The sequence below is a fragment of the Ruegeria sp. BHSA162 genome (genome assembly GCF_059613385.1).
This window is the reverse complement of sequence record NZ_JBXWSK010000004.1, coordinates 73017-93383: the sequence shown is the minus strand read 5'-3', so window position 1 is coordinate 93383 and position 20367 is coordinate 73017. Positions and strand designations below refer to the sequence as shown.

Below are 20367 nucleotides of genomic sequence, written 5' to 3'. Positions count from 1 at the left end.
ACGGTAACCGGATCATGAGCGCAATCGACACCCTCCCCCCGCTGCGCGAGGTCATCGCCAAGCACCAGCTCTCGGCGCGCAAGTCGCTGGGTCAGAACTTCCTGCTCGATCTCAACCTGACGGCCAAGATCGCCCGGCAGGCCGGCGACCTGAGCCAATGCGACGTGCTGGAGATCGGCCCCGGCCCCGGAGGCCTGACCCGCGGTTTGCTGGCCGAAGGTGCGCGCAAGGTGGTGGCGGTGGAAAAAGATACCCGCTGCATCGCCGCGCTTCAGGAAATCGCCGCTGCCTATCCCGGGCGGCTCGAGGTCATCAATGGCGACGCTCTTGAAATCGATCCGCTTGAACATCTGAACCCGCCCATCCGCGTGGCGGCCAATCTGCCCTACAATGTGGGCACGGAACTGCTGGTGCGCTGGCTGACCCCGCCGGAATGGCCACCCTTCTGGCAGAGCCTGACCCTGATGTTCCAGCGCGAGGTGGCCGAGCGCATCGTGGCGCAGCCCGGCACCAAGGCTTATGGGCGGCTGGCGATCCTGGCCCAGTGGCGGGCCGAGGCGCGCATCGCCATGTCCCTGCCCCCCGGTGCGTTCACGCCGCCGCCCAAGGTCAGCAGCGCCGTGGTCCACCTGACCGCCCTGCCCGAACCCCGCTTTCCGGCCGATGCCGGTATTCTGTCACGTGTCGTGGCCGCTGCGTTCAATCAACGCCGCAAGATGCTGCGCGCGTCGCTCAAGGGGATGGCCCCCGATATCGAGGACCGCCTGAACGCCGCCGGCATCAAGCCCACCGACCGTGCCGAGCAGATATCACTCGAAGCGTTCTGCGCGCTGGCGCGTGAGATACAAAAAACCTGATCCCGAACGAAAACGGCCCCGGACATCTCTGACCGGGGCCTTTGAACTCTGTGCGCAACCGCTATGGCTTATTCGGCAGCCTCTGGTGCATCACCGCCGCCTTGGGGGGCCTGCTCTTCTACGGCCTTAGGCTTGCGTGCGCGCGGTCTCCGGGCAGGTTTGTCCTTGCGCTCGGCCGCTTCGGCCTTGGCGCCCGCGCTTTCGGGCGTCTCGACAAGCCCGGATTCAGGAGTATCCGAATCGGCGTTCAGATCAACGATGTCCGGCTGCGGAGCCTCGGCCGGGTCCGCCTGGCGTGCGGCTTCACGTTCCTGCCGTTCCGCCCGCTCCCGATCGCGCTCGGCCTGACGCTCGCGGTTCTGGCGTTCCTGCTCTTCCCGACGCGCTTCCATTTCGCGTTGCGCCTCGCTCAGCAGGCGCAGGTAATGCTCGGCATGTTGCTGAAAGTTTTCGGCAGCGACGCGGTCATTGGCCAGCTGTGCATCGCGCGCCAGCTGGTTGTACTTGTCAATGATCTGCTGCGGCGTGCCGCGCACCTTGCCCTCGGGCCCCGAGCTGTCGAAAACCCGGTTAACGACGTTTCCACCAGAGGGACGATTGCGGTTGTTCTTTGCCCGCGAGCGGGATTTGGAGGATCTCATCTTACTGTACGTCAGCCTTGTCTTGCACTGTCGATCCACCCGTATTCTGCGCTGCTCTGTGGCCTGTGCCGTCACGGGATGTCGACTTTTTTGGGCTTGGCGTCAGGGGTGCGCCGAAGGGGCGTCAACCGCGCTGACTACTCTGAGTAAGCATGTCCTGACGGCGCAGACAAGGGGTTAATACACCAAATGCCGGGTTTTTTACCCCGACCGGCGTAAATCGGCCTCAGAATCCGCGGCTAGCCCGGCATTCTGGCGCCCACCACCCGGTCCCGCCCGTCCAGATCAGGAACCACACGGATATCCGCCAGCCCCGCCGCGTCGAACAACGCGCTAACCGCCTGCGCCTGTGTCGGACCGATTTCCACCAAAAGCCGTCCGCCGGGCACAAGGTGATCAGGGGCGCCGGCCGCAATCCGGCGATAGGCGTCCAGCCCGTCCGCTTCATCCGTCAAAGCCAGACGCGGCTCGTGCTCGCGCACTTCTGGAGACAGCCCATCCATCTCATCCAGCGCGATATAGGGCGGATTGGAAACGATCAGGTCGAAATGGCCGCCAATGTTTCCAAACCAGTCCGAGCGCTGGATTTCCGCCCGATCCTGCACCCCGTGGGCCACCGCATTGGCGCTGGCCTGCAGGCAGGCGGCCTCGCTCAGGTCGACGCCCAGCCCGGTTGCGCTGGTGCGTTCCGCAAGCAAAGTGATCAGGATGCAGCCCGAGCCGACGCCCAGATCCAGCACGCGGTCGAACGGCTGGCTGAGGGCCGCTTCGATCAGCGCTTCGGTTTCGGGGCGCGGGTCCAGTACGTCGCGGCTGACGCGGAAGCGTCGGCCGTAGAATTCGCGCTCGCCCAGAAGATGGGAAACCGGCACCCGGATCGCGCGCAGCGACACCAGTTGCTCATAGCGTTCGGCGATCTCGGGCGAGAGCTCTTCGGGCGCGATCAGGGTCACGCGGCTGGCCTCGATCCGGGCGGCATGGGCCAGCAGAACCCGGGCGTCCCGCGCCGGGTCGTCCACACCTGCGGCCCGCAGGCGCGCGGTGGCGGCCACCATGGCCTGTGCCGCTGTCAGCGCCGCGATCATTGCGCCATCTCCGCCAACAGGCGCGCCTGATCATCGGCGGTCAGCGCATCGATCACCTCGTCCAGATCGCCCTGCATGATCTGGTCGAGCTTGTAGAGCGTCAGGTTGATCCGGTGATCTGTCATCCGGCCCTGCGGGAAATTATAGGTACGGATGCGCTCGGAGCGGTCGCCCGACCCCACCTGGCTGGCCCGGTCGGCCGAGCGCTCACTGTCGATCCGCTGACGTTCGAGGTCATAGAGACGCGTCTTGAGCACCTGCATCGCGATCTCGCGGTTGCGGTGCTGTGACTTCTCGGAACTGGTCACCACGATCCCCGTCGGCAGGTGGGTGATCCGTACCGCCGAGTCGGTGGTGTTCACGTGCTGCCCACCCGCGCCCGAGCTGCGCATCGTGTCGATGCGAATGTCATTCGGGTCGATCTGGATGTCCACGTCCTCGGCCTCGGGCAGAACCGCCACCGTCGCCGCCGAGGTGTGTATGCGCCCGCCGCTTTCAGTTTCGGGTACACGCTGCACGCGGTGCACGCCGGATTCGTATTTCAGCCGGGCAAAGACGTTGTCGCCCTTGATATGGGCCACCACTTCCTTGATGCCGCCCAGTTCGGTCCGCTGTTCTTCGATGATCTCGAACTGCCAGCCGCGCGCCTCGGCATAGCGCTGATACATCCGCAGCAGGTCGCCCGCGAACAGCGCCGCCTCGTCGCCGCCGGTGCCGGGGCGAATCTCCAGCATCGCCGGCCGCGCATCGGCCGCGTCCTTGGGCAGCAGCGCCAGTTGCAGCGCATGCTCGGCCTCGGGGATGCGCGCCTTGAGCTGCGGGATCTCCTCTTCAGCCAGCTCTTTCATGTCGGGGTCGCCCAGCATCGCCTCGGCCTCGGCCAGATCGGCCCGCAGCTGGCGCCAGGCTGCGATCTGTTCGACCACCGGTTTGAGGTCGGAATATTCCTTGGCCAAAGCCGCGATATCGCCGCCCGAGGCGCCATCGGACATGGCCGCTTCGAGGTACTGGAATCGCTGAGTGATCTGTTCAAGACGTTCTTCGGGGATCATTGGGGCGGTGTCTATCATCCGACGGCTTTGGTCAAGGCCCCGGCTTGTGCTAAGCTATGCCCATGAAACGGATCATGGCCCTGCTGATTGTCTGCGCAACGCCCGGTCTGGCCGATGTCATCGGCCCCGGTGGCAAGGTGCAGGATTGCTATTGCACCGACACATCCGGCGCACGGGTGGAACTGGGTGAGATGGTCTGCCTGCAGGTCGATGGCCGCATGTTCATGGCTCAGTGCCAGATGTCGCTGAACGTGCCGATGTGGCGCGAGGTGTCCGAGGGGTGCCTGTCTTCAGGACTGCAGAGCCGCCAGCCAACCGTCGACCCGGGTGCGGTTGACGTCGAAATCCCGTCGGCCAAATCGTAACCGTCCATAGATGCGCAACGTGTCGCCGTCCTGCTGGGCGGTAGTGTAGTCGGGAAAGCCGAACACCCGGCTGCGGGACACATAGGTGATCCGGCCCTCATCCACCGATCCGGCCAGCACCGTCGTACGCGGCGTCGACCGCGCCATCTTGTCCAGCCGCGCGAGGCCGTCCGGCCCGGTCTGCACCACGCGGATCACGCCTCCGGGCAGGTCACGATCTGCCTCGGCCACGACTGGCACATGCCAGCGCGCGGGATCGGCCGGTGCCAGCCGCACATAGAGGCCAAGCCCGACAACCGCGGCGACGATCAACCAAAGAACCATGCGTTTCATTCCAATCAGACCTTCCGGCAGAACCCTAGCCGCCCGCCGGTACCTGGCAAGACCTGCCGGCCCCGCTTACCGTGACGTCACACCGGGCAGGATGCACAGCAGCTCGAACAGCAGGTTGGCCGCCGTCAGCGCAGTGTTGCCCGACGGATCATAGGGCGGTGAGACCTCGACCAGGTCGCAGCCGACCACGTTCATGCCCCCCAGCGCGTGGATCAGCTGCAGCGCCTGCGGCGTGGTCAGCCCGCCGATCTCGGGCGTGCCGGTGCCGGGGGCATAGGCCGGGTCCAGGCTGTCGATGTCGTAGGTGACATAAACCGGATGCTTGCCGATTTCCTTGCGGATCAACGCCCCGATCTGGGTCAGGTTCTGTTGCCACAACTCCCACGCAGGAAACTGCCGGAACCCCCAACCCTTGGACTCGGTGAAATCGCTGGCCGCATAGCCCGAGCCGCGGATACCGACCTGAAAGGTCTTGGCGGGCACGATCAGCCCCTCTTCATACGCGCGGCGAAAGACGGTGCCGTGGGTTTCGCGCTCGCCGAACATTTCGTCATTCACGTCGGCATGGGCGTCCACATGCACCAGAGCAACGGGCCCGTGTTTCGCGGCAACGGCCCGCAGAATCGGCAGTGTGATCGAATGATCGCCCCCCATCGCCACCGGGATCACGCCCTGCGCAAGGATCGCGTCATAGCTTTCCTTGATGATCCGAAGGCTGTCGGCCAGCGAGAAGGTGTTGATCGCCAGATCTCCGATATCGGCGATCTGGAGGCTGTCGAAAGGCGCAGCGAAGGTGGCCATGTTGTAGGGCCGGATCATCGCGCTTTCGGCGCGGATCTGCTTGGGGCCGAACCGGGTGCCCGACCGCCACGAGGTTCCGATATCCATCGGCACGCCCAGCACCGCCACGTCCAGCCCCGCCAGCGTATCGGCCGCGGGCAACCGCATGAAGGTGTTCGGCCCCGAAAACCGCGCCAGATCATTGCCGCTGATGGGTTGGTTGAATTGGCTCATGGCGTGCGCGCCCCCTGTCCCGTTGGTTCACCTGATACCGGCCATAGCAAAACCATGGCTAACCAATGGTTAAAGCCGCCCGTCTTTCGCCAGCTTGGTCCATCCCAGCAGGCAGATGATCTGGGTCGCAACATGCGCCCCCGCGATCGCCGTGGCCCCCGACGTGTCAAACGGCGGAGACACTTCGACCACGTCGCCGCCCTTGATGTTGATCCCGGCGATGTCGCGCAGGATGATCTGCGCCTGGATCGAGCTGAGCCCACCCCAGACCGGCGTGCCGGTGCCGGGGGCAAAGGCCGGGTCCAGCCCGTCGATATCAAAGCTCAGATAGACAGGACTGTCGCCCAAAATGCCCTTGATCTTCTGCGCCACGGCGGCGGGGCCGGATTCATAGACCTCGCGCGCGTCGATGATGTTGACGCCCAGCGTGTCTTCGTTGGTGGTGCGGATCCCCACCTGGACCGAGCGTTTCGGGTCCACGATCCCCGACTTCACCGCCTTATAGAACATGGTGCCGTGGTCCACCCGGCTCATGTCGTCATCGGCCCAGGTGTCGGTATGGGCGTCGAACTGCAACAGCGACATCGGCCCGTATTTCTCGGCATAGGCCTTGAGAATGGGAAAGCTGACATAGTGGTCGCCCCCCAGCGTGACCGAAGCCACATCCGCCGCCAGAATGGTGCGGATATGATTGGTCAGCGTGTTGGGAAAGGCGGGGATGTTGGCATAATCATAGGCCATGTCGCCATAGTCGATGATCGCCAGCTCGCTGAGCGCATCGAAAGGCCAACCATAGGGCGCATCGGGCGATTGCAGGGCGCTGGCCTCGCGGATCGCGCGCGGGCCCAGACGGGTGCCGGGGCGGTTGGTCACCGCCTGATCGAACGGCACGCCGGTCACTGCGATATCGGCGCCGGTCAGATCCTTGGTGTACAGCCGCCGCAGAAAGGACGTGGCCCCGCCAAAGGTGTTTTCATAGCTCAACCCCTTCAGGTCGGGGTTGGTAAAGGCCTCATCGACCTGATTTTTCGCGTCTTCCAATGCCATTTTGGCCCGTATCCTCCCTGATATCGACCGGACCGTCAGGTCAACGGCTGCGCCTTTTCGACGATGCGCGCAAAAAACGAGGCACCCACCGGTGCGATCTCGTCGTTGAAATTGTACTTGGGGTGATGCAGCCCCGGCCCGTCGCCCTGCCCCAGGAACAGATAGGCGCCCGGGCGCTCCTGCAGCATGTACGAGAAATCCTCGGCCCCCATCTCGCGGCCCGAATTTGCGATCACCCGATCGGCGCCTGCCACTTCGCGCGCCACCTCGGCGGCGAAACGGGTCTTGTCCGCATCGTTGACCGTGGCCGGATAGCCCACGACGTAATCCAGCGTCGCCGTGACCCCGTAGGATGCCGCCTGCCCCTGCACGATTTCTTCAAGACGGGTCATCACCATCTTCTGCACCGCCGGATCGAAGGTGCGGACGGTGCCGTTTAGATAGGCGGTGTCGGGGATCACGTTGTTCACGGTCCCGGTGTGGATCTGGGTGACCGAGATCACCAGATCGTCCAGCGCATAGTGGTTGCGGCTGACGATGGTCTGGATTGCCTGCGCGATTCCGCAGGCGGCCATGACCGGGTCGCGCGTGTCGTGTGGCATGGCACCGTGGCCACCCACGCCCTGAATGTGGATGTCGAACGTATCGACCGCCGCCATGATCGGCCCGGGCGTGGTATAGAATGCGCCCTCGGCAAAGCCCGGCGCATTGTGCAGCGCATAGACCTCGGCGATGTCGAACCGGTCCATCACACCCTCTTTGACCATGATATCCGCACCGCCGCCCTCTTCCTCGGCGGGTTGGAACAGCAACGCCACCCGGCCCCGGAAATTCCGCGTCTCGGCCAGATACCGCGCCGCGCCCAGCAGCATAGTGGTGTGCCCGTCATGCCCGCAAGCATGCATCATGCCCGGTGTCTTCGAGGCATAGTCCACACCCGTTTCCTCAGCGATCGGCAGCGCATCCATGTCGGCGCGCAGCCCGATCGTGGGGCCATCGCCCTGCCCGGTGATGATCGCCACGATCCCTGTTTGCGCGATCCCTTCGTGCAATTCGTCCACGCCGAATTCGCGCAGCCGCTCGGCCACGAAGGCGGCGGTCTGGTGGCAGTCGAACTCCAGTTCCGGGATCGTGTGCAGGTGCTGGCGCCATTCGGCCATGTCGGCGGCGTAATCGGCAATGCGGTTGACGACGGGCATCGGGGGTGGACTCCTGATCCAAGCTGCGGGATGGATGCATCTGACACCGGAACAAGGGGCTTCGCAATGGCTGAAAATCCACTGATCCACGATACCGACGCCGGAATCGAGCGGCTGCTGGAGATCATGCGCCGCCTGCGCGACCCGGAAACCGGCTGCCCATGGGACATCGAACAGGATTTCGCCACCATCGCCCCCTACACGATCGAAGAGGCCTATGAGGTCGCCGACGCCATCGAACGCCAGGCCTGGGACGAGCTCAAGGGCGAGCTGGGCGACCTGCTGTTCCAGTCGGTCTTTCATGCGCAGATGGCCGAAGAGGCCGGGCATTTCACTTTTCAGGACGTGGTGCGCACCATGTCCGACAAGATGGTGGCCCGCCACCCGCATGTCTTCGGCGACGAATCCCGCGACAAGTCTGCCGAACAACAGACCCGCGACTGGGAGGCGATCAAGGCCGCCGAGCGCGCCGGAAAGGAACAGAAAGGCGCGCTGGACGGTGTCGCCGCCAACCTGCCCGCCTTGCTGCGCGCCTACAAGCTGCAGAAACGCGCCGCACGGGTGGGGTTTGACTGGCCCGATGTCAGCCATGTGCTGGACAAGATCACCGAAGAAGCCGCCGAACTGACAGAGGCGCGCAACCAGATGGACGCCGACGCGCTCGAGGACGAATTCGGCGACCTGCTGTTCGTGATCGTCAATCTCGGCCGCCATCTGGGCATCGAGCCCGAGGCCGCGCTGCGCCGCACCAACGCCAAGTTCACCCGCCGGTTCGAACAGGTCGAAGCCCGGCTGGCCGCACGTGGCAAGACGCCGTCAGACAGCACGCTGGAAGAGATGGACGCCCTGTGGGACGCGGTGAAAACCGAAGAACACCGGGCAAATGGCAAACTCCCGCCGCTCAAGGCCGCAAGCGACGCCTGAAACCGCTGGACAAGCCGGGCCGCGCTTGCCAGTGTCCGCCCTTCAAGACCCCGGAGGCCCCATGACCGCGCGCAAGATCATCATCGACACCGACCCCGGACAGGACGACGCCGTCGCCATCCTGCTGGCCCTGGCTAGCCCCGACGAGATCGAGGTTCTGGGCATCACCGCCGTCGCCGGCAACGTGCCGCTGGAGCTGACCGCAAAGAATGCGCGCATTGTCTGCGAACTGGCCGGGCGCACAGACATTCCGGTCTTTGCCGGGTGCGACCGCCCGCTGAAACGCCCGCTGATCACCGCCGAGCATGTGCATGGCAAGACCGGGCTGGACGGCCCCGTCCTGCCTGATCCGCAGATGCCGTTGGCCGAGGGGCATGGCGTCGATTTCATCATCGACACCCTGCGCGCGCATGATCCCGGCGCCGTCACCCTCTGCCCACTGGGGCCGCTGACAAACATCGCCACGGCCTTTCAGAAGGCCCCCGACATCATCGGGCGCGTACAGGAAATCGTGCTGATGGGTGGCGCTTACTTCGAAGTCGGAAACATCACACCCACCGCCGAATTCAACATTCATGTCGACCCCGAGGCCGCTGATATCGTGTTCAAATCCGGCGTTCCGATCGTGGTGATGCCGCTGGACGTGACGCACAAGGCCCTGGTCACCAAACCGCGCAACGACGCGTTCCGCGCCCTTGGCACCATGGTTGGAATCGCGGTGGCCGAGATGACCGACTTCTTCGAACGTTTCGACAAGGAAAAATACGGCAGCGAGGGCGCGCCCCTGCACGATCCCTGCGTGACCGCTTACCTGATCCGCCCCGAGCTGTTCTCGGGCCGCCATGTGAACGTCGAGATCGAAACCCAGTCGGACCTCACGCTCGGCATGACCGTCGCCGACTGGTGGGGCGTCACCGACCGCAAGCCCAACGCGCTGTTCATCGGCGACGTGGACGCCGACGGGTTCTTTGCCTTGCTGACCGAACGGCTGGCGCGGCTATGAGTGCCGCTCTGCGCCTTGCCCGTCCCGAGGACCTTGATCGCCTGATGGGCCTGGTCGCCGCCTTTCACGCTGAGGCCGGGATCGAACAGGACCCCGACCAAAGGCGCGATGCGCTGACGCCGCTGCTGGAAGGCATCCCGCATGGCTGTATTTATCTGATCGGCCCGTCGCGCGCACCGTTGGGCTACATCATCCTGACCTTCGGTTGGTCGGTCGAGTTCGGGGGGATGGACGGGTTCGTCGATGAAATCTACATCCGGCCCGCCATTCGCGGCCGCGGAATCGCCACCGAGGTTCTATTGGACTTGCCCAAAGCGCTGGCGGGTGCCGGCCTGACGGCCCTGCATCTGGAAGTGGATCGAACCAACGAGGCCGCGCAGAAACTCTACCTTCGGACCGGCTTCAAACCGCGCGACCGTTACATGTTGATGAGCAAAAAGCTCTAGCGTGACTCACCGCGGAAGATCAGCCCGGGATTGTAGTACATCTCTTGCACCGGATCGTTCTGCGACACCGGCTCGCCGGTGATCGGGTAGGTGTCAGGCCCTGCGCAGGCCGCCAGAACCCCGACGGAAAGCACGGAAATAACGAGAAGGATTCTTGAAGCGGACATCACGTTCTCCTTTTCTGCTGTACCGTCAAGCTACGCCCGACAACCTCGCACTTGTAGGAACAAGTTCACACATAATCACATTTATGCTTGCATTTTTTCTTCCTGCCTGAATCAAACCCTGGGGTAATGGGAAATTACCCTGCAATTCCATCGGATTCGGAAGAGTCACCCGTCAGTGACATTTCGAAGAACAACAGCTGGCCCTGGGCGATCTCGGGTATATCCGAATAGGCATCGCGCAGCTTGAACCCCAGCGACAGATACAGCCGAGTCGCCGCTTCCAGCGGTTTTCCGGTGTCCATCCGGATCATCTCGAACCCGTCTTTGCGGCACTGGGCAATCAGCGCCTGCATGATCGCACACCCCGCACCCGTACCCCGAGCGTCATCGGTCACGAACACGCGCTTGATCTCGGCGATACCCGGACCGATCGTCTGGAACATCCCGCAGCCCACCGCCTGACCATCCAGCATCGCCAGCCGGGTCCCGCCCTTGGGAGGCATATGCTCGATTTCGATGGCGGACAGAACAGCTGCATATTTCTCGGGTGGATAGAACGTGTTCACGACCTGTCGCGACCGTTCATCCAGCGTCAGCAGGTAGGCGTGATAATCCCAACACAAACGCCGGACAGCATCGAACTGGTCCGGCGTTTTAGGTTCAACGATACTTAGCATGACGGACCCCCGGCCAATGTCGGGGGACAGCCTAGCAGCTTGTGCCTTACTTGCGAAGGATCGAACGCCCCGCGTATTCGGCGACCTCGCCCAGCGTTTCCTCGATGCGGATCAGCTGGTTGTACTTGGCCAGCCGGTCCGACCGCGCCAGCGAGCCGGTTTTGATCTGACCGCAGTTGGTGGCCACGGCCAGATCGGCGATGGTGGCGTCCTCGGTCTCGCCCGAGCGGTGCGACATCACGTTGGTATAGCGGGCGCGGTGCGCCATATCCACGGCGCGCAGGGTCTCGGTCAGCGAACCGATCTGGTTCACCTTGACCAGCATCGAGTTGGCGCAGCCCTTCTCGATCCCTTCGGCCAGTCGCGCGGGGTTGGTCACGAACAGGTCGTCACCTACCAGCTGCACCTTGCCGTCCAGCTCGTCGGTCAGCGCCTTCCAGCCGTCCCAGTCATCCTCGGACATGCCATCCTCGATCGAGATGATCGGATAGTCGTTCACCAGGGCTGCCAGATAGGCCACGTTCTCGTCGCTGCTGAGGGTCTTGCCCTCGCCCGACAGGACGTATTTGCCGTCCTTGTAATACTCGGTGGCGGCGCAATCGAGCGCCAGGTAGATCTCGTCACCCGGCTTGTAGCCCGCCTTCTCGATCGACTTGAGGATGAAATCCAGTGCCTCGCGGGTCGAGGCGATGTTGGGGGCAAACCCCCCCTCGTCGCCGACACCGGTGGCCAGCCCGGCGGCCGATAGTTCCTTTTTCAGAGTGTGGAACACTTCCGAACCCATGCGCACCGCTTCGCGGATGTTGCTGGCGGCCACGGGCATGATCATGAATTCCTGGATGTCGATCGGGTTGTCGGCATGTTCGCCGCCATTGATGATGTTCATCATCGGCACCGGCAGAACCCGCGCCGAGGTGCCCCCCACGTAGCGATAGAGCGGCTGGGTGGTGAAATCCGCCGCCGCCTTGGCCACGGCCAGCGACACGCCCAGAATGGCGTTGGCGCCCAGGCGGCCCTTGTTCGGGGTGCCGTCCAGCTCGATCATGGCGGCGTCGATCGCCACCTGCTCGGTCGCGTCAAAGCCCACCAGCTCTTCGGCGATCTCGCCGTTCACGGCGGCCACGGCTTCGAGCACGCCCTTGCCCATGTAACGGGACTTGTCGCCATCGCGCTTTTCCACCGCCTCATAGGCGCCGGTCGATGCGCCCGAAGGCACGGCCGCCCGGCCCATGGTGCCGTCTTCCAGAACCACGTCCACCTCGACGGTGGGGTTGCCCCGGCTGTCCAGGATTTCGCGTGCGTGGATGTCGATGATGGTGCTCATGATACCGGTCCCTGAAAATGCGTTCGGTTGCATGCCTCATACCAGCACGCGGGGAAAAGTAAACCGGGTCCGTTATCGCTAACACGCATATTTTCCGGCCTTTAGCGCCAACAGCGGCGTGTTTGCGCCAACAGGTCAGCAGACCGCCGGAGCCATGGCCCGCGCAATGCGCCGTTCGCGGATGAACGTGTACATGCCCGACCCGATGATCAGCGACGCGCCGATCATGGTCATCAGGTCCGGCCGTTCGCCGAACATCCACATCCCTGCCAAGATCGAAAACAGCAGCCGCGTATAGCGGAACGGCGTCAGGGCCGAGGCCTCGCCCACGCGCATTGCGGTCACGATCCCCAGATAGCCTAGAACACCAAAACCAACGGCACCGAAATAGGGTCCGATCTGCCCCATCTGCAGCGGCGCCAGAGGCTGCGCCGAGGTCAGCATCAGCACGCCGCCGGCAATCGCGACTGCCGCATAGGCCTGCAGCGCCACCACGGCCGAGGCCACGCGCGCGTCCAGCCGGCGGGTGATCAGGTCCCGCGCGGCAATGGCGATGACGCTGGCCACCACGAACAGAGCCTCGGGCCGAAACCCGTCCAGACCGGGGCGGATGATCATCAGAACGCCGATGAACCCGACACCGATTGCGCTCCAACGGCGCCAGCCGACCTGCTCGCGCAGGAAGAGTGCGGCTCCCATCGTGACCACCAGCGGCATCGCCTGGAACACGGCCGCAACGGTTGACAGGTCGACCAGGGACAAGGCCGTGACAAAACTCAGCGCCCCGACCGCCTCGGTGCACGCGCGGATCACGAACAGCGGTTGCCAGGCGGCCGAGTCAAAGATCGGTTTGCGTGTCACGATGGCCATGGCGGCAAAGACTAGCGCGCAGAACAGCCCCAACACGATCATGACCTGACCGGTCGGCACGGTGACCGACAAATGCTTGATGAACATGTCCTCAAGCGTGAAGGCGGCCATAGCGCCGATGACCAGCAGGATGCCGTTCGCGTTGTTCATGTCATTGCCTATTGAATTCGGACGGCTTAATTGCCGCGTCGCAACGCAGAAGACCCGGATCGCGCCCCCGTGGCAAGCGCGAAGAGGGCTTGGAATCATGAATAGATTTTAGATGACCAATCGCTTTTGGTGATGTGTCCCGGCCGGATCAGTCCTTGTCCAGCGGAACTCCGTACAACTCCAGCCGATGACCTTTCAGGCGATAGCCCAGCTTCGAGGCGATCTTTTCCTGCAGGGCTTCGATCTCGGGGTCCACGAATTCAATCACCTCGCCCGAGTTCATGTCGATCAGGTGATCGTGGTGGTCGCGCTCGGCGTCCTCATAGCGCGCACGCCCGTCGCCGAATTCCAGCCGTTCGAGAATGCCGGCCTCTTCGAAAAGTTTGACGGTGCGATAGACGGTTGCGATCGAAATGCCCGCATCCAGCGCCGAGGCGCGTGCGTACAGTTCCTCGACATCGGGATGATCATCACTGTCCTGCAGTACCTGCGCGATGGTTCGACGCTGGCCGGTCATGCGCAGGCCTTTGGCTTCGCAACGCGCGATGATCGTGTCCGCCATGTCATCCCCCAGAATCCGTTCGGGTTTCTGTCTTAGTACGTCCGCGCAGATTTCGCCACTGTGATTTGCGCCCGCTGCGCCTTAGCCCGCCAGCCGCAGATCGGCCCAGACCGGCAGGTGGTCCGAGGCGATATGCGCGGGCCGTTCCCCGTGCACGCCGTGGGCCAGCGCCTCGAGCCCACCGCCCAGCGCGATCCGGTCCAGCGCGCCCAGAGGCTGCGCGGCGGGAAAGCTGGGCACAGGCGGCAGGAACCGCATGTCGGGAGCCAGACGGTCAAGAATCGGTTGGCGTGACCATTCGTTGAAATCCCCTGCCCAGACGGTGGGCATCCGGTCCAGCGCGCGGCCGTCCTGCCGCAGGTGGATGATCTGCTGACGGCGCCACGCCGAGAACAGCCCCAGATGCATCCCCATCACCCGCAAAGGCCCGATATGGGTGTCGAACTCGACCCGGACCGCCCCGCGCGGCTCCAGCCCCGGCAGATCGTGATGCGCGGCGCAGCGCACCCGGATGTGGTCGCCCCGCCAGATCACCGCGTTGCCATGCCAGCCCAGACTGCCCGCACCGCCCAGATCGACGATCTTCCACCCGGCCTCGTCCAACATGAAATGCGGAAGCGCCGCCGGGCGCGGCGGCAGGCGTTTGTCGGCCTCTTGCAGCACCACGATATCGGCGCCCAGCCGGTCCAGCACCTGCAGGATGCGCTGCGGCTGGCGTCGCAGATCCAGTCCGACGCATTTCTGGATGTTGTAGCTGGCAAGGCGCAGCTTGGGCAAAGTGGTCATCGGTTTTCTACGGTTGTACCCCGTCAGGATTCGCAGGATCGCGCCTGGACGCAAGCCGATAGTTCAGCACAGATGCCGAAACCCGCTCAGGTCCCGCAAAATGTGGCATGCACCACCTCGTCCTGCGTGGGCGGGCGTATCAGATCGGCGGCGTCGGGCTGGTCGCCATAGGGCCGGGCCAGCACTGCATTCAGCCGGTGGAACGGGGCATAGTCGCCCTGAACGGCGGCCTGGATCATCTGTTCGACCCGGTGGTTGCGCGGGATGAAGGCGGGGTTGGCCGCGTGCATCACCGCGGCCGGGTCCGCCTCGCGCGTCAGTCGCGCGCACCACCCCTCGGCCCAGCTGTCGAAAGCCGCCGGATCGGTGAACTGGTCCCGCGCCGCATCGCTGCCCAGCGCGCGGAAGGTATTGGTGAAATCGGCCTGACTCTGCGCCATCCGCGTCAGCAGGTCCGAGATCAGCGCAAGGTCGCCGTCCTCCTCGGTGGTCAGGCCGATCTTGGCCCGGAACCGGCGCAGCCAGTGCTGCTGCATCAATTCGGGCATGGCATGTACGATCTCGGTCGCCTCTTCCACGGCGGCCTGCTTGTCCTCGATCTGCTGGATCAGCGCCGTCGCAAGCTGTGCAAGGTTCCACACCGCAATCTCGGGCTGGTTGGAATAGGCATAGCGCCCCATCCGGTCGATCGAACTGTAGACGGTGTTCGGGTGATAGCTGTCCATGAAGGCGCAGGGGCCATAGTCGATGGTTTGGCCCGAGATGGCGCAGTTGTCGGTGTTCATCACCCCGTGAATGAAGCCCACCGCCATCCATTGCGCGATCAGCGCGGCCTGCGCGTCACGCACGGCGCGCAGCAGGCCCATTGGCCCGACGGCGTCCGGATAGTGGCGTTCAATGGCATAATCCGTCAGCCGCCGCAGGTCGGCGATCTGGCCGCGCGCGGCGAATACCTGGAACGTGCCCACCCGCAGATGGCTTTGCGCCACGCGGGTCAGCACCGCGCCGGGCATCGGGCCTTCGCGCAGCACGACCTCGCCGGTTTCCACCGCCGCCAAGGCGCGCGTGGTGGGTATGCCCAGCGCGTGCATCGCCTCGGACACGACATATTCGCGCAGAACCGGCCCCAGCCAGGCCCGCCCGTCCCCCTGCCGCGAAAACGGCGTGCGCCCCGAGCCCTTGAGCTGAATGTCGCGGCGGATCCCGTCCGTGCCCACCACCTCGCCCAGCAGCACCGCGCGCCCATCGCCCAGCTGCGGGTTGTAATTGCCGAACTGGTGGCCGGAATACAGCTGCGCCAGCGGCTCGGCCCCGTTAGGCAGAGCGTTGCCCGCAAACACCTGGGCCATGTCCTGCGCGTCACCGGGCGAGATGCCCAGCACCTGTGCCAGATCGTCATTGAAAGCCACCAGCCGCGGCGCGCGCACGGGTTCGGGCGCCTGGCGCGCATAAAAGGCGCCTGGCAACCGGGCATACGAATTGTCGAAGGGGATCGTCAGGGTCATGGCGCAAACATATGATCTGTGCGCAGTATTGCCAGCACCAAATCCCATCGCCGTGAAAGGCCCGCCATGACCGCCGACCAGATCATCGACCACCTGCAACTGCAGCCCCACCCCGAAGGCGGCTGGTATGCCGAGACCTGGCGCGCAGACAACACAGGCCGCCCCACCGCGACTTGCATCTATTTCCTTCTGAAACGGGACGAGGCCAGCCACTGGCACCGGGTCGATGCGACCGAGATCTGGCTGTTTCACGCCGGCGCACCGCTGATCCTGTCGATCAGCGAAACCGATACCGGACCTGCAAGCGATCACATGCTGTCCCCCGACCTGAGCGAGGGCGCGCCGCAGGTCATCGTACCCGCCGGGCATTGGCAGGCTGCCCGCAGCACCGGGGACTACACGCTGGTCAGCTGCGTCGTCTCGCCCGGGTTCCAGTTCGACGGGTTCGAATTGGCGCCGCCGGAGTTCGACATTCCCAGGAACTAAACCTCAAGCCCCTGCCGAACCATGCTTGAACTTGCCCTGCCCGATGCGGCAAGGTTCGCGTGTGTATGATTGGGCAAGGACGAGGGCGCGATGCGGCTGATCAAGACTTTGGTGACCGTGGCTGTGATCCTCGGCCTGGGCGTGCTTGGGATGCGGTTGGCTTTTCCGCTGCCCGAGACCAATTTCTCGGAGCGGACATACCGCCAACCCGCGGATTGGACTGGTCCGCTGGGCCAAGCCATCGAGCCGGCGATGCAGCGCAACCCCGGACTGGACGGCGTCCGCCCCCTTGGTCAGGGGCATACCGCATTTGCTGCCCGCGCCATTCTCGCGCGTGAGGCGGTCTCGTCCTTAGATGCCCAATACTACATCTGGCAGGATGACGTGACCGGCCTGATGTTGCTGGACGAATTGCGTGCGGCGGCGGAACGGGGCGTACGCGTGCGCCTTCTGGTCGATGACAACGGCATCTCGGGGCTGGACCCGCTTCTGGCTGAACTGGATGCCATGCCAACGGCCCATGTCCGCATCTTCAACCCGTTCACGCTGCGCAATCCCAAGCTGCTGTCCTATGCGTTCGATTTCGGCCGGTTGAACCGCCGCATGCATAACAAGTCCATGACGGTGGACGGTGTGGCCACGATTGTCGGGGGCCGAAACATCGGCGACATCTATTTCGACTACGGTGCCGGGACGCATTATCTGGATGTCGATACCATCGCGATCGGTCCGATCGTGGACGAGGTGGCCGAGTCGTTCGATGCCTACTGGAACAGCGGATCAGCCTATGATGCCGCGTTGTTCCTGCCCGCTGCGACCGACCCAAGCCTGAAAGTACTGGCCGAGGCCGCGCGTCAGACCGCGGCCGGGGCCGGATACCAAAAGGCAATCCGCGACAATGAACTGGCCGACCGCATCGCCGCCCGCGATCTGCCGTTCGAATGGAGCGCGGTCGAACTTTTTGTCGATGACCCGGCAAAGGGGCTTGGAGAGGTCGAGGGCGAGAACCTCATGGTCGAGCGTCTCATCACCTTTGCCGAAAGCTCCGAGACTTCGCTCGATCTGGTCTCAGCCTATTTCATTCCCGGTCCCCGCGGGGCCGAGCTGCTCGAACGGCTGGCGTCATCCGGGGTCAAAGTCCGGGTCCTGACCAATTCACTGGACGCGACCGATGTGATGCCGGTTCATGCAGCCTACATGGCCTATCGCGACGACCTGCTGGCAAGCGGGGTTCAGTTGCTGGAGCTGCGCGCGTTGCGCGACGAGCACAAGGAACGCAGCCTGCCCGAAATTCTTGCGGGCTCCGCCTCGGGCCTGCATGCAAAGGTGTTTGGCTCGGATGGCAAACGGATCTTCATCGGCTCATACAATCTGGACCCGCGTTCGGCCCGGCTGAACACCGAGATGGGGCTGCTGATCGAGAGCCCCACGATCGCGACAGATCTGGCCCGGCAACTGGACAAGCCGGAATTTGCCTATCGCGTCGAGATGGATGATGACGGTGGGCTGGTCTGGGTTCAGCAGACCAAGGACGGGACGACCACGACCTTTGAGACCGACCCGAACACCTCTCGGTTCCAGCGCGGCCTAGCCGCCGTCGTCAGATGGCTGCCGGTCGAGTGGATGCTCTGACCACCGCTGGCGTCAGTTCAGGACCGCGATCGACAGGTTCAGAACGGTCGCAAACGCCACCCATGCCAGATAGGGCACGAACGCCCAAGCCGAAACGCGATCCACCGGGCGGACACGTGTGATGAACAGAACAATCACCACCAGAAGCGCCAGGATCACTACCAATGCCAGCCAAGGTTGGTGCAGCACGAAGAAGGCGGGCGACCACAGGAAGTTCAGGCCAAGCTGCGCCCACCACAGGCGCATTGCGGGCGATCCCCGGTCGCGTTCGAACTGCCGCCATCCCGCCATCGCGATCAGCACGTACAGAACCGTCCAGACCGGGCCGAATACCCAGCCCGGGGGGTTGAAGACCGGTTTGTTCAGGTTCGCGTACCACTCACCCGGCCCCGTCAGAGTGCCGATCAGTATGCCGCCACCCAGTACCAGAACCAGAAATGCGATACGTGTCAGGGTCTTGGTCATGCCGGTTCCATCCGCAGGTGCATCGCCGCTCAGCAGGTCCCGACCGGTATAGCCGCGCGGGCCGCCGACGAAAAGACACCACGCGGCGGGTTCTGCGCGCCTTCCAAAGAGACCGTCGCACCCTGTATCTCGGCCCCCGAAACGGTGATCTCTCGTCCGCCGCCTGTGTCATCCACATCGATCGTAAAGGCGATTTCCGCACCGGGCGGCATGGCCCGGATGTCCAGATCGACCATCGACTGCCCATCCTGAACCTGAGGCAACCCGTTCAGAAACTCGGACCCCGAAACCATTTCAAAGGGCTGAAACACTTCGACCCCTGCCCCCGCGCCGGTGACATCAAAGATCAGCCCGCCCTGCGACGAGGACAAATCCAGACGCACCGTTGCAGCAGACAGGCTGCAATCGCTGGCGTTGCGAAGAACGAAGCGGTCCTTTGGCGCTCCCTCGACGAACTCAACCTGGACATCGGCCATGGCAGGCGCTGCGAGCGTGAACGCGGCGGCACAACCGGCCGCATTTTTGACAAGGGAACCGATCATCTTCATCTCCGGCGTTGTTGTGGCTACTGCTACAATTACGCGCGAGCGCCTTGGCAGGATCATTTTCCCCGCGTTTCAGCGCGGTGCGCCCTGCGACACCCGGCTGACCGTCCCCCCGCCAACCAACGCCTTTACCCCGGTGGTGCCGGGGCAAGAGGTCGGCATCCCCCGCGCCACGCGCACCGCCAGATAGGCAAAGGCCTGCGCTTCAAGCATGTCGCCATCCAGCCCCACGGCCTCGACAGGATCGACCGGGCAGTCCAGCGCCACGCGCAGCATCTCCATCAAGACCGGGTTCCTGCGCCCGCCGCCGGTGACCAGCACCCGCGCGGGCGGTCTGGGGCAATGCTCCATCCCCTGCACCACCGCCGCCGCACTCATGCCTGTCAGGGTGGCGACGGCGTCGGCGTCGCTTAATTCCTTCACCAGGCCGAACATCTCGGCGAAATCGTTGCGGTCCAGAGATTTGGGCGGCAGTCGGTTGAAATAGGGCTCGGCCAGGAACAGCTCCAGCGCGCCTGTCTCGACCGTGCCCTGCCGGGCCAGCGCGCCGTCGCGGTCCAACGGCAGACCCAGCCGCGCCTGCACCAGATCGTCGATCGGCGCATTGGCCGGGCCGGTGTCAAAGGCCAACAGCGCACCGGGCGCCTCGGGCCCGTCAAAGGACGGGTCCACATAGGTCAGGTTGCCGACACCACCCAGATTCAGAAAGCACAAGGGCGCCGTGGCCCCGACATATTTTGCGCAGGCAAAGTGGAAGAACGGCGCCAGCGGCGCGCCCTCGCCGCCCATGGCCACGTCATCGCTGCGGAAATCCCAGACCACGGGCACACCCAGCGCGACCGCCAGCCCCTCGCCATCGCCCACCTGCAACGTGCCCTTTCCCCGCGGCTCGTGCGCAAGAGTCTGGCCGTGAAAGCCGATCAGGTCCACGTCCTCGAATTCCGACAGCAGCTCGGCATGGGCGCGGGTCACCAGGTCTTCGGCGGCGTGCACTTCGGGTCCGCTCCATTTTCCCAGCGCGGCGCGCAGCAGCTTGCGCTCGTCCTCGGTATAGGGCCTGTACGCGCTGTCGCCGAACCGCAGGATCTGCCGCCCGTCGGTTTCCACCACCGCCGCGTCGACCCCATCGAGCGAGGTGCCCGACATGGCCCCCAGTGCCCGCACTGCCCCAACTTTGCCTCGGGCCTTATTCATGGCCTTTTCCTTCCCTCGTTCGCCGCCTATAACGTGCC

General features: G+C 64.3%; 24 protein-coding genes. 7 read left to right on the top strand and 17 right to left on the bottom strand.

The genetic code is table 11. The features are described 5' to 3' along the window. The first annotated feature begins 14 nt into the window (after positions 1-14). A complete protein-coding gene (gene rsmA, locus AC2FM5_RS02770) occupies positions 15-857 on the top strand; it encodes a 16S rRNA (adenine(1518)-N(6)/adenine(1519)-N(6))-dimethyltransferase RsmA (protein ID WP_170390353.1) in 843 nt (280 codons plus the stop codon). A gap of 68 nt (positions 858-925) precedes the next feature. On the opposite strand, the gene AC2FM5_RS02765 is transcribed toward rsmA, so the two are convergent. From AC2FM5_RS02765 to prfA, 3 genes are all read right to left on the bottom strand, one after another. Then, the gene (locus tag AC2FM5_RS02765; protein ID WP_170338278.1) at positions 926-1498 is read right to left on the bottom strand and encodes a DUF4167 domain-containing protein; all 573 of its coding nucleotides are present in this window, start codon (positions 1496-1498) and stop codon (positions 926-928) included. Between the two features lie 239 nt (positions 1499-1737). After that, the gene (gene prmC / locus AC2FM5_RS02760; protein WP_496733758.1) at positions 1738-2583 is read right to left on the bottom strand and encodes a peptide chain release factor N(5)-glutamine methyltransferase; all 846 of its coding nucleotides are present in this window, start codon (positions 2581-2583) and stop codon (positions 1738-1740) included. After that, positions 2580-3635 (bottom strand): peptide chain release factor 1, encoded by a 1056-nt coding sequence (prfA, locus tag AC2FM5_RS02755; protein WP_496733796.1) that lies wholly within the window; start codon positions 3633-3635, stop codon positions 2580-2582. Before prfA ends, prmC begins: the two co-directional genes overlap by 4 nt. Before the next feature lie 56 nt (positions 3636-3691). On the opposite strand from prfA, the gene AC2FM5_RS02750 reads away from it, so the two are divergent. Then, a complete protein-coding gene (locus tag AC2FM5_RS02750; RefSeq protein WP_425328542.1) occupies positions 3692-4000 on the top strand; it encodes a hypothetical protein in 309 nt (102 codons plus the stop codon). Here AC2FM5_RS02750 and AC2FM5_RS02745 read toward each other — a convergent pair. The 4 genes from AC2FM5_RS02745 to AC2FM5_RS02730 form a co-directional block, all read right to left on the bottom strand. Continuing rightward, a complete protein-coding gene (locus tag AC2FM5_RS02745) occupies positions 3926-4333 on the bottom strand; it encodes a DUF1499 domain-containing protein (RefSeq protein WP_496733756.1) in 408 nt (135 codons plus the stop codon). The two genes, AC2FM5_RS02750 and AC2FM5_RS02745, sit on opposite strands and share 75 nt — an antisense overlap. A gap of 66 nt (positions 4334-4399) precedes the next feature. Beyond that, positions 4400-5347 carry an agmatinase gene (speB, locus tag AC2FM5_RS02740; protein ID WP_496733754.1) on the bottom strand — a complete coding sequence of 316 codons (948 nt, stop codon included), beginning with the start codon at positions 5345-5347 and terminating at the stop codon, positions 4400-4402. Positions 5348-5416: 69 nt separating this feature from the next. Beyond that, positions 5417-6394 carry an agmatinase gene (gene speB / locus AC2FM5_RS02735; protein WP_496733752.1) on the bottom strand — a complete coding sequence of 326 codons (978 nt, stop codon included), beginning with the start codon at positions 6392-6394 and terminating at the stop codon, positions 5417-5419. Between the two features lie 35 nt (positions 6395-6429). Then, positions 6430-7593, bottom strand: a complete 1164-nt coding sequence (locus AC2FM5_RS02730; protein WP_496733750.1) for a M20 aminoacylase family protein — start codon at positions 7591-7593, stop codon at positions 6430-6432. Between the two features lie 66 nt (positions 7594-7659). Between AC2FM5_RS02730 and mazG the strand changes: the two genes are divergently transcribed. The 3 genes from mazG (at position 7660) to AC2FM5_RS02715 (ending at position 9966) form a co-directional block, all read left to right on the top strand. Then, on the top strand, positions 7660-8517 hold the full coding sequence (gene mazG / locus AC2FM5_RS02725; RefSeq protein ID WP_170432260.1) for a nucleoside triphosphate pyrophosphohydrolase: 858 nt from the start codon (positions 7660-7662) through the stop codon (positions 8515-8517). Positions 8518-8578: 61 nt separating this feature from the next. Beyond that, positions 8579-9520 carry a nucleoside hydrolase gene (locus tag AC2FM5_RS02720; protein ID WP_170449773.1) on the top strand — a complete coding sequence of 314 codons (942 nt, stop codon included), beginning with the start codon at positions 8579-8581 and terminating at the stop codon, positions 9518-9520. Beyond that, complete coding sequence (locus AC2FM5_RS02715) at positions 9517-9966, top strand: GNAT family N-acetyltransferase (protein ID WP_170358922.1); 450 nt, start codon at positions 9517-9519, stop codon at positions 9964-9966. Before AC2FM5_RS02720 ends, AC2FM5_RS02715 begins: the two co-directional genes overlap by 4 nt. Here the strand turns inward: AC2FM5_RS02715 and AC2FM5_RS02710 are convergent. The 7 genes from AC2FM5_RS02710 to AC2FM5_RS02680 form a co-directional block, all read right to left on the bottom strand. After that, complete coding sequence (locus AC2FM5_RS02710) at positions 9963-10133, bottom strand: hypothetical protein (protein ID WP_170338259.1); 171 nt, start codon at positions 10131-10133, stop codon at positions 9963-9965. The two genes, AC2FM5_RS02715 and AC2FM5_RS02710, sit on opposite strands and share 4 nt — an antisense overlap. Positions 10134-10267: 134 nt before the next feature. Continuing rightward, complete coding sequence (locus AC2FM5_RS02705; RefSeq protein WP_496733746.1) at positions 10268-10810, bottom strand: GNAT family N-acetyltransferase; 543 nt, start codon at positions 10808-10810, stop codon at positions 10268-10270. A gap of 46 nt (positions 10811-10856) precedes the next feature. Next, on the bottom strand, positions 10857-12134 hold the full coding sequence (eno, locus tag AC2FM5_RS02700) for a phosphopyruvate hydratase (protein WP_170366178.1): 1278 nt from the start codon (positions 12132-12134) through the stop codon (positions 10857-10859). A 135-nt stretch (positions 12135-12269) separates the two neighbouring features. Continuing rightward, entirely contained in the window at positions 12270-13154 is an 885-nt protein-coding gene (locus AC2FM5_RS02695; protein WP_170449765.1) for a DMT family transporter, read from the bottom strand. A 148-nt stretch (positions 13155-13302) separates the two neighbouring features. Next, entirely contained in the window at positions 13303-13716 is a 414-nt protein-coding gene (locus AC2FM5_RS02690; protein ID WP_093962302.1) for a Fur family transcriptional regulator, read from the bottom strand. 81 nt (positions 13717-13797) lie between these two features. Beyond that, complete coding sequence (locus AC2FM5_RS02685; RefSeq protein ID WP_170358914.1) at positions 13798-14502, bottom strand: endonuclease/exonuclease/phosphatase family protein; 705 nt, start codon at positions 14500-14502, stop codon at positions 13798-13800. A gap of 86 nt (positions 14503-14588) precedes the next feature. Next, positions 14589-16007, bottom strand: coding sequence for a protein adenylyltransferase SelO (locus tag AC2FM5_RS02680; RefSeq protein WP_496733743.1), 1419 nt, complete (start codon positions 16005-16007; stop codon positions 14589-14591). Positions 16008-16073: 66 nt separating this feature from the next. Here AC2FM5_RS02680 and AC2FM5_RS02675 point away from each other — a divergent pair, with 66 nt between their 5' ends. Both AC2FM5_RS02675 and AC2FM5_RS02670 read left to right on the top strand, forming a co-directional pair. Next, positions 16074-16493 carry a cupin domain-containing protein gene (locus AC2FM5_RS02675; protein ID WP_496733741.1) on the top strand — a complete coding sequence of 140 codons (420 nt, stop codon included), beginning with the start codon at positions 16074-16076 and terminating at the stop codon, positions 16491-16493. 90 nt (positions 16494-16583) lie between these two features. After that, a complete protein-coding gene (locus AC2FM5_RS02670; protein WP_496733739.1) occupies positions 16584-18125 on the top strand; it encodes a phospholipase D family protein in 1542 nt (513 codons plus the stop codon). Positions 18126-18137: 12 nt separating this feature from the next. On the opposite strand, the gene AC2FM5_RS02665 is transcribed toward AC2FM5_RS02670, so the two are convergent. From AC2FM5_RS02665 to AC2FM5_RS02655, 3 genes are all read right to left on the bottom strand, one after another. Further along, entirely contained in the window at positions 18138-18590 is a 453-nt protein-coding gene (locus AC2FM5_RS02665) for a TspO/MBR family protein (RefSeq protein ID WP_170402610.1), read from the bottom strand. A gap of 29 nt (positions 18591-18619) precedes the next feature. Then, the gene (locus AC2FM5_RS02660; RefSeq protein ID WP_496733736.1) at positions 18620-19132 is read right to left on the bottom strand and encodes an aggregation factor core; all 513 of its coding nucleotides are present in this window, start codon (positions 19130-19132) and stop codon (positions 18620-18622) included. A 75-nt stretch (positions 19133-19207) separates the two neighbouring features. Further along, positions 19208-20329, bottom strand: coding sequence for an anhydro-N-acetylmuramic acid kinase (locus AC2FM5_RS02655; protein ID WP_496733735.1), 1122 nt, complete (start codon positions 20327-20329; stop codon positions 19208-19210). Positions 20330-20367: the final 38 nt, after the last annotated feature.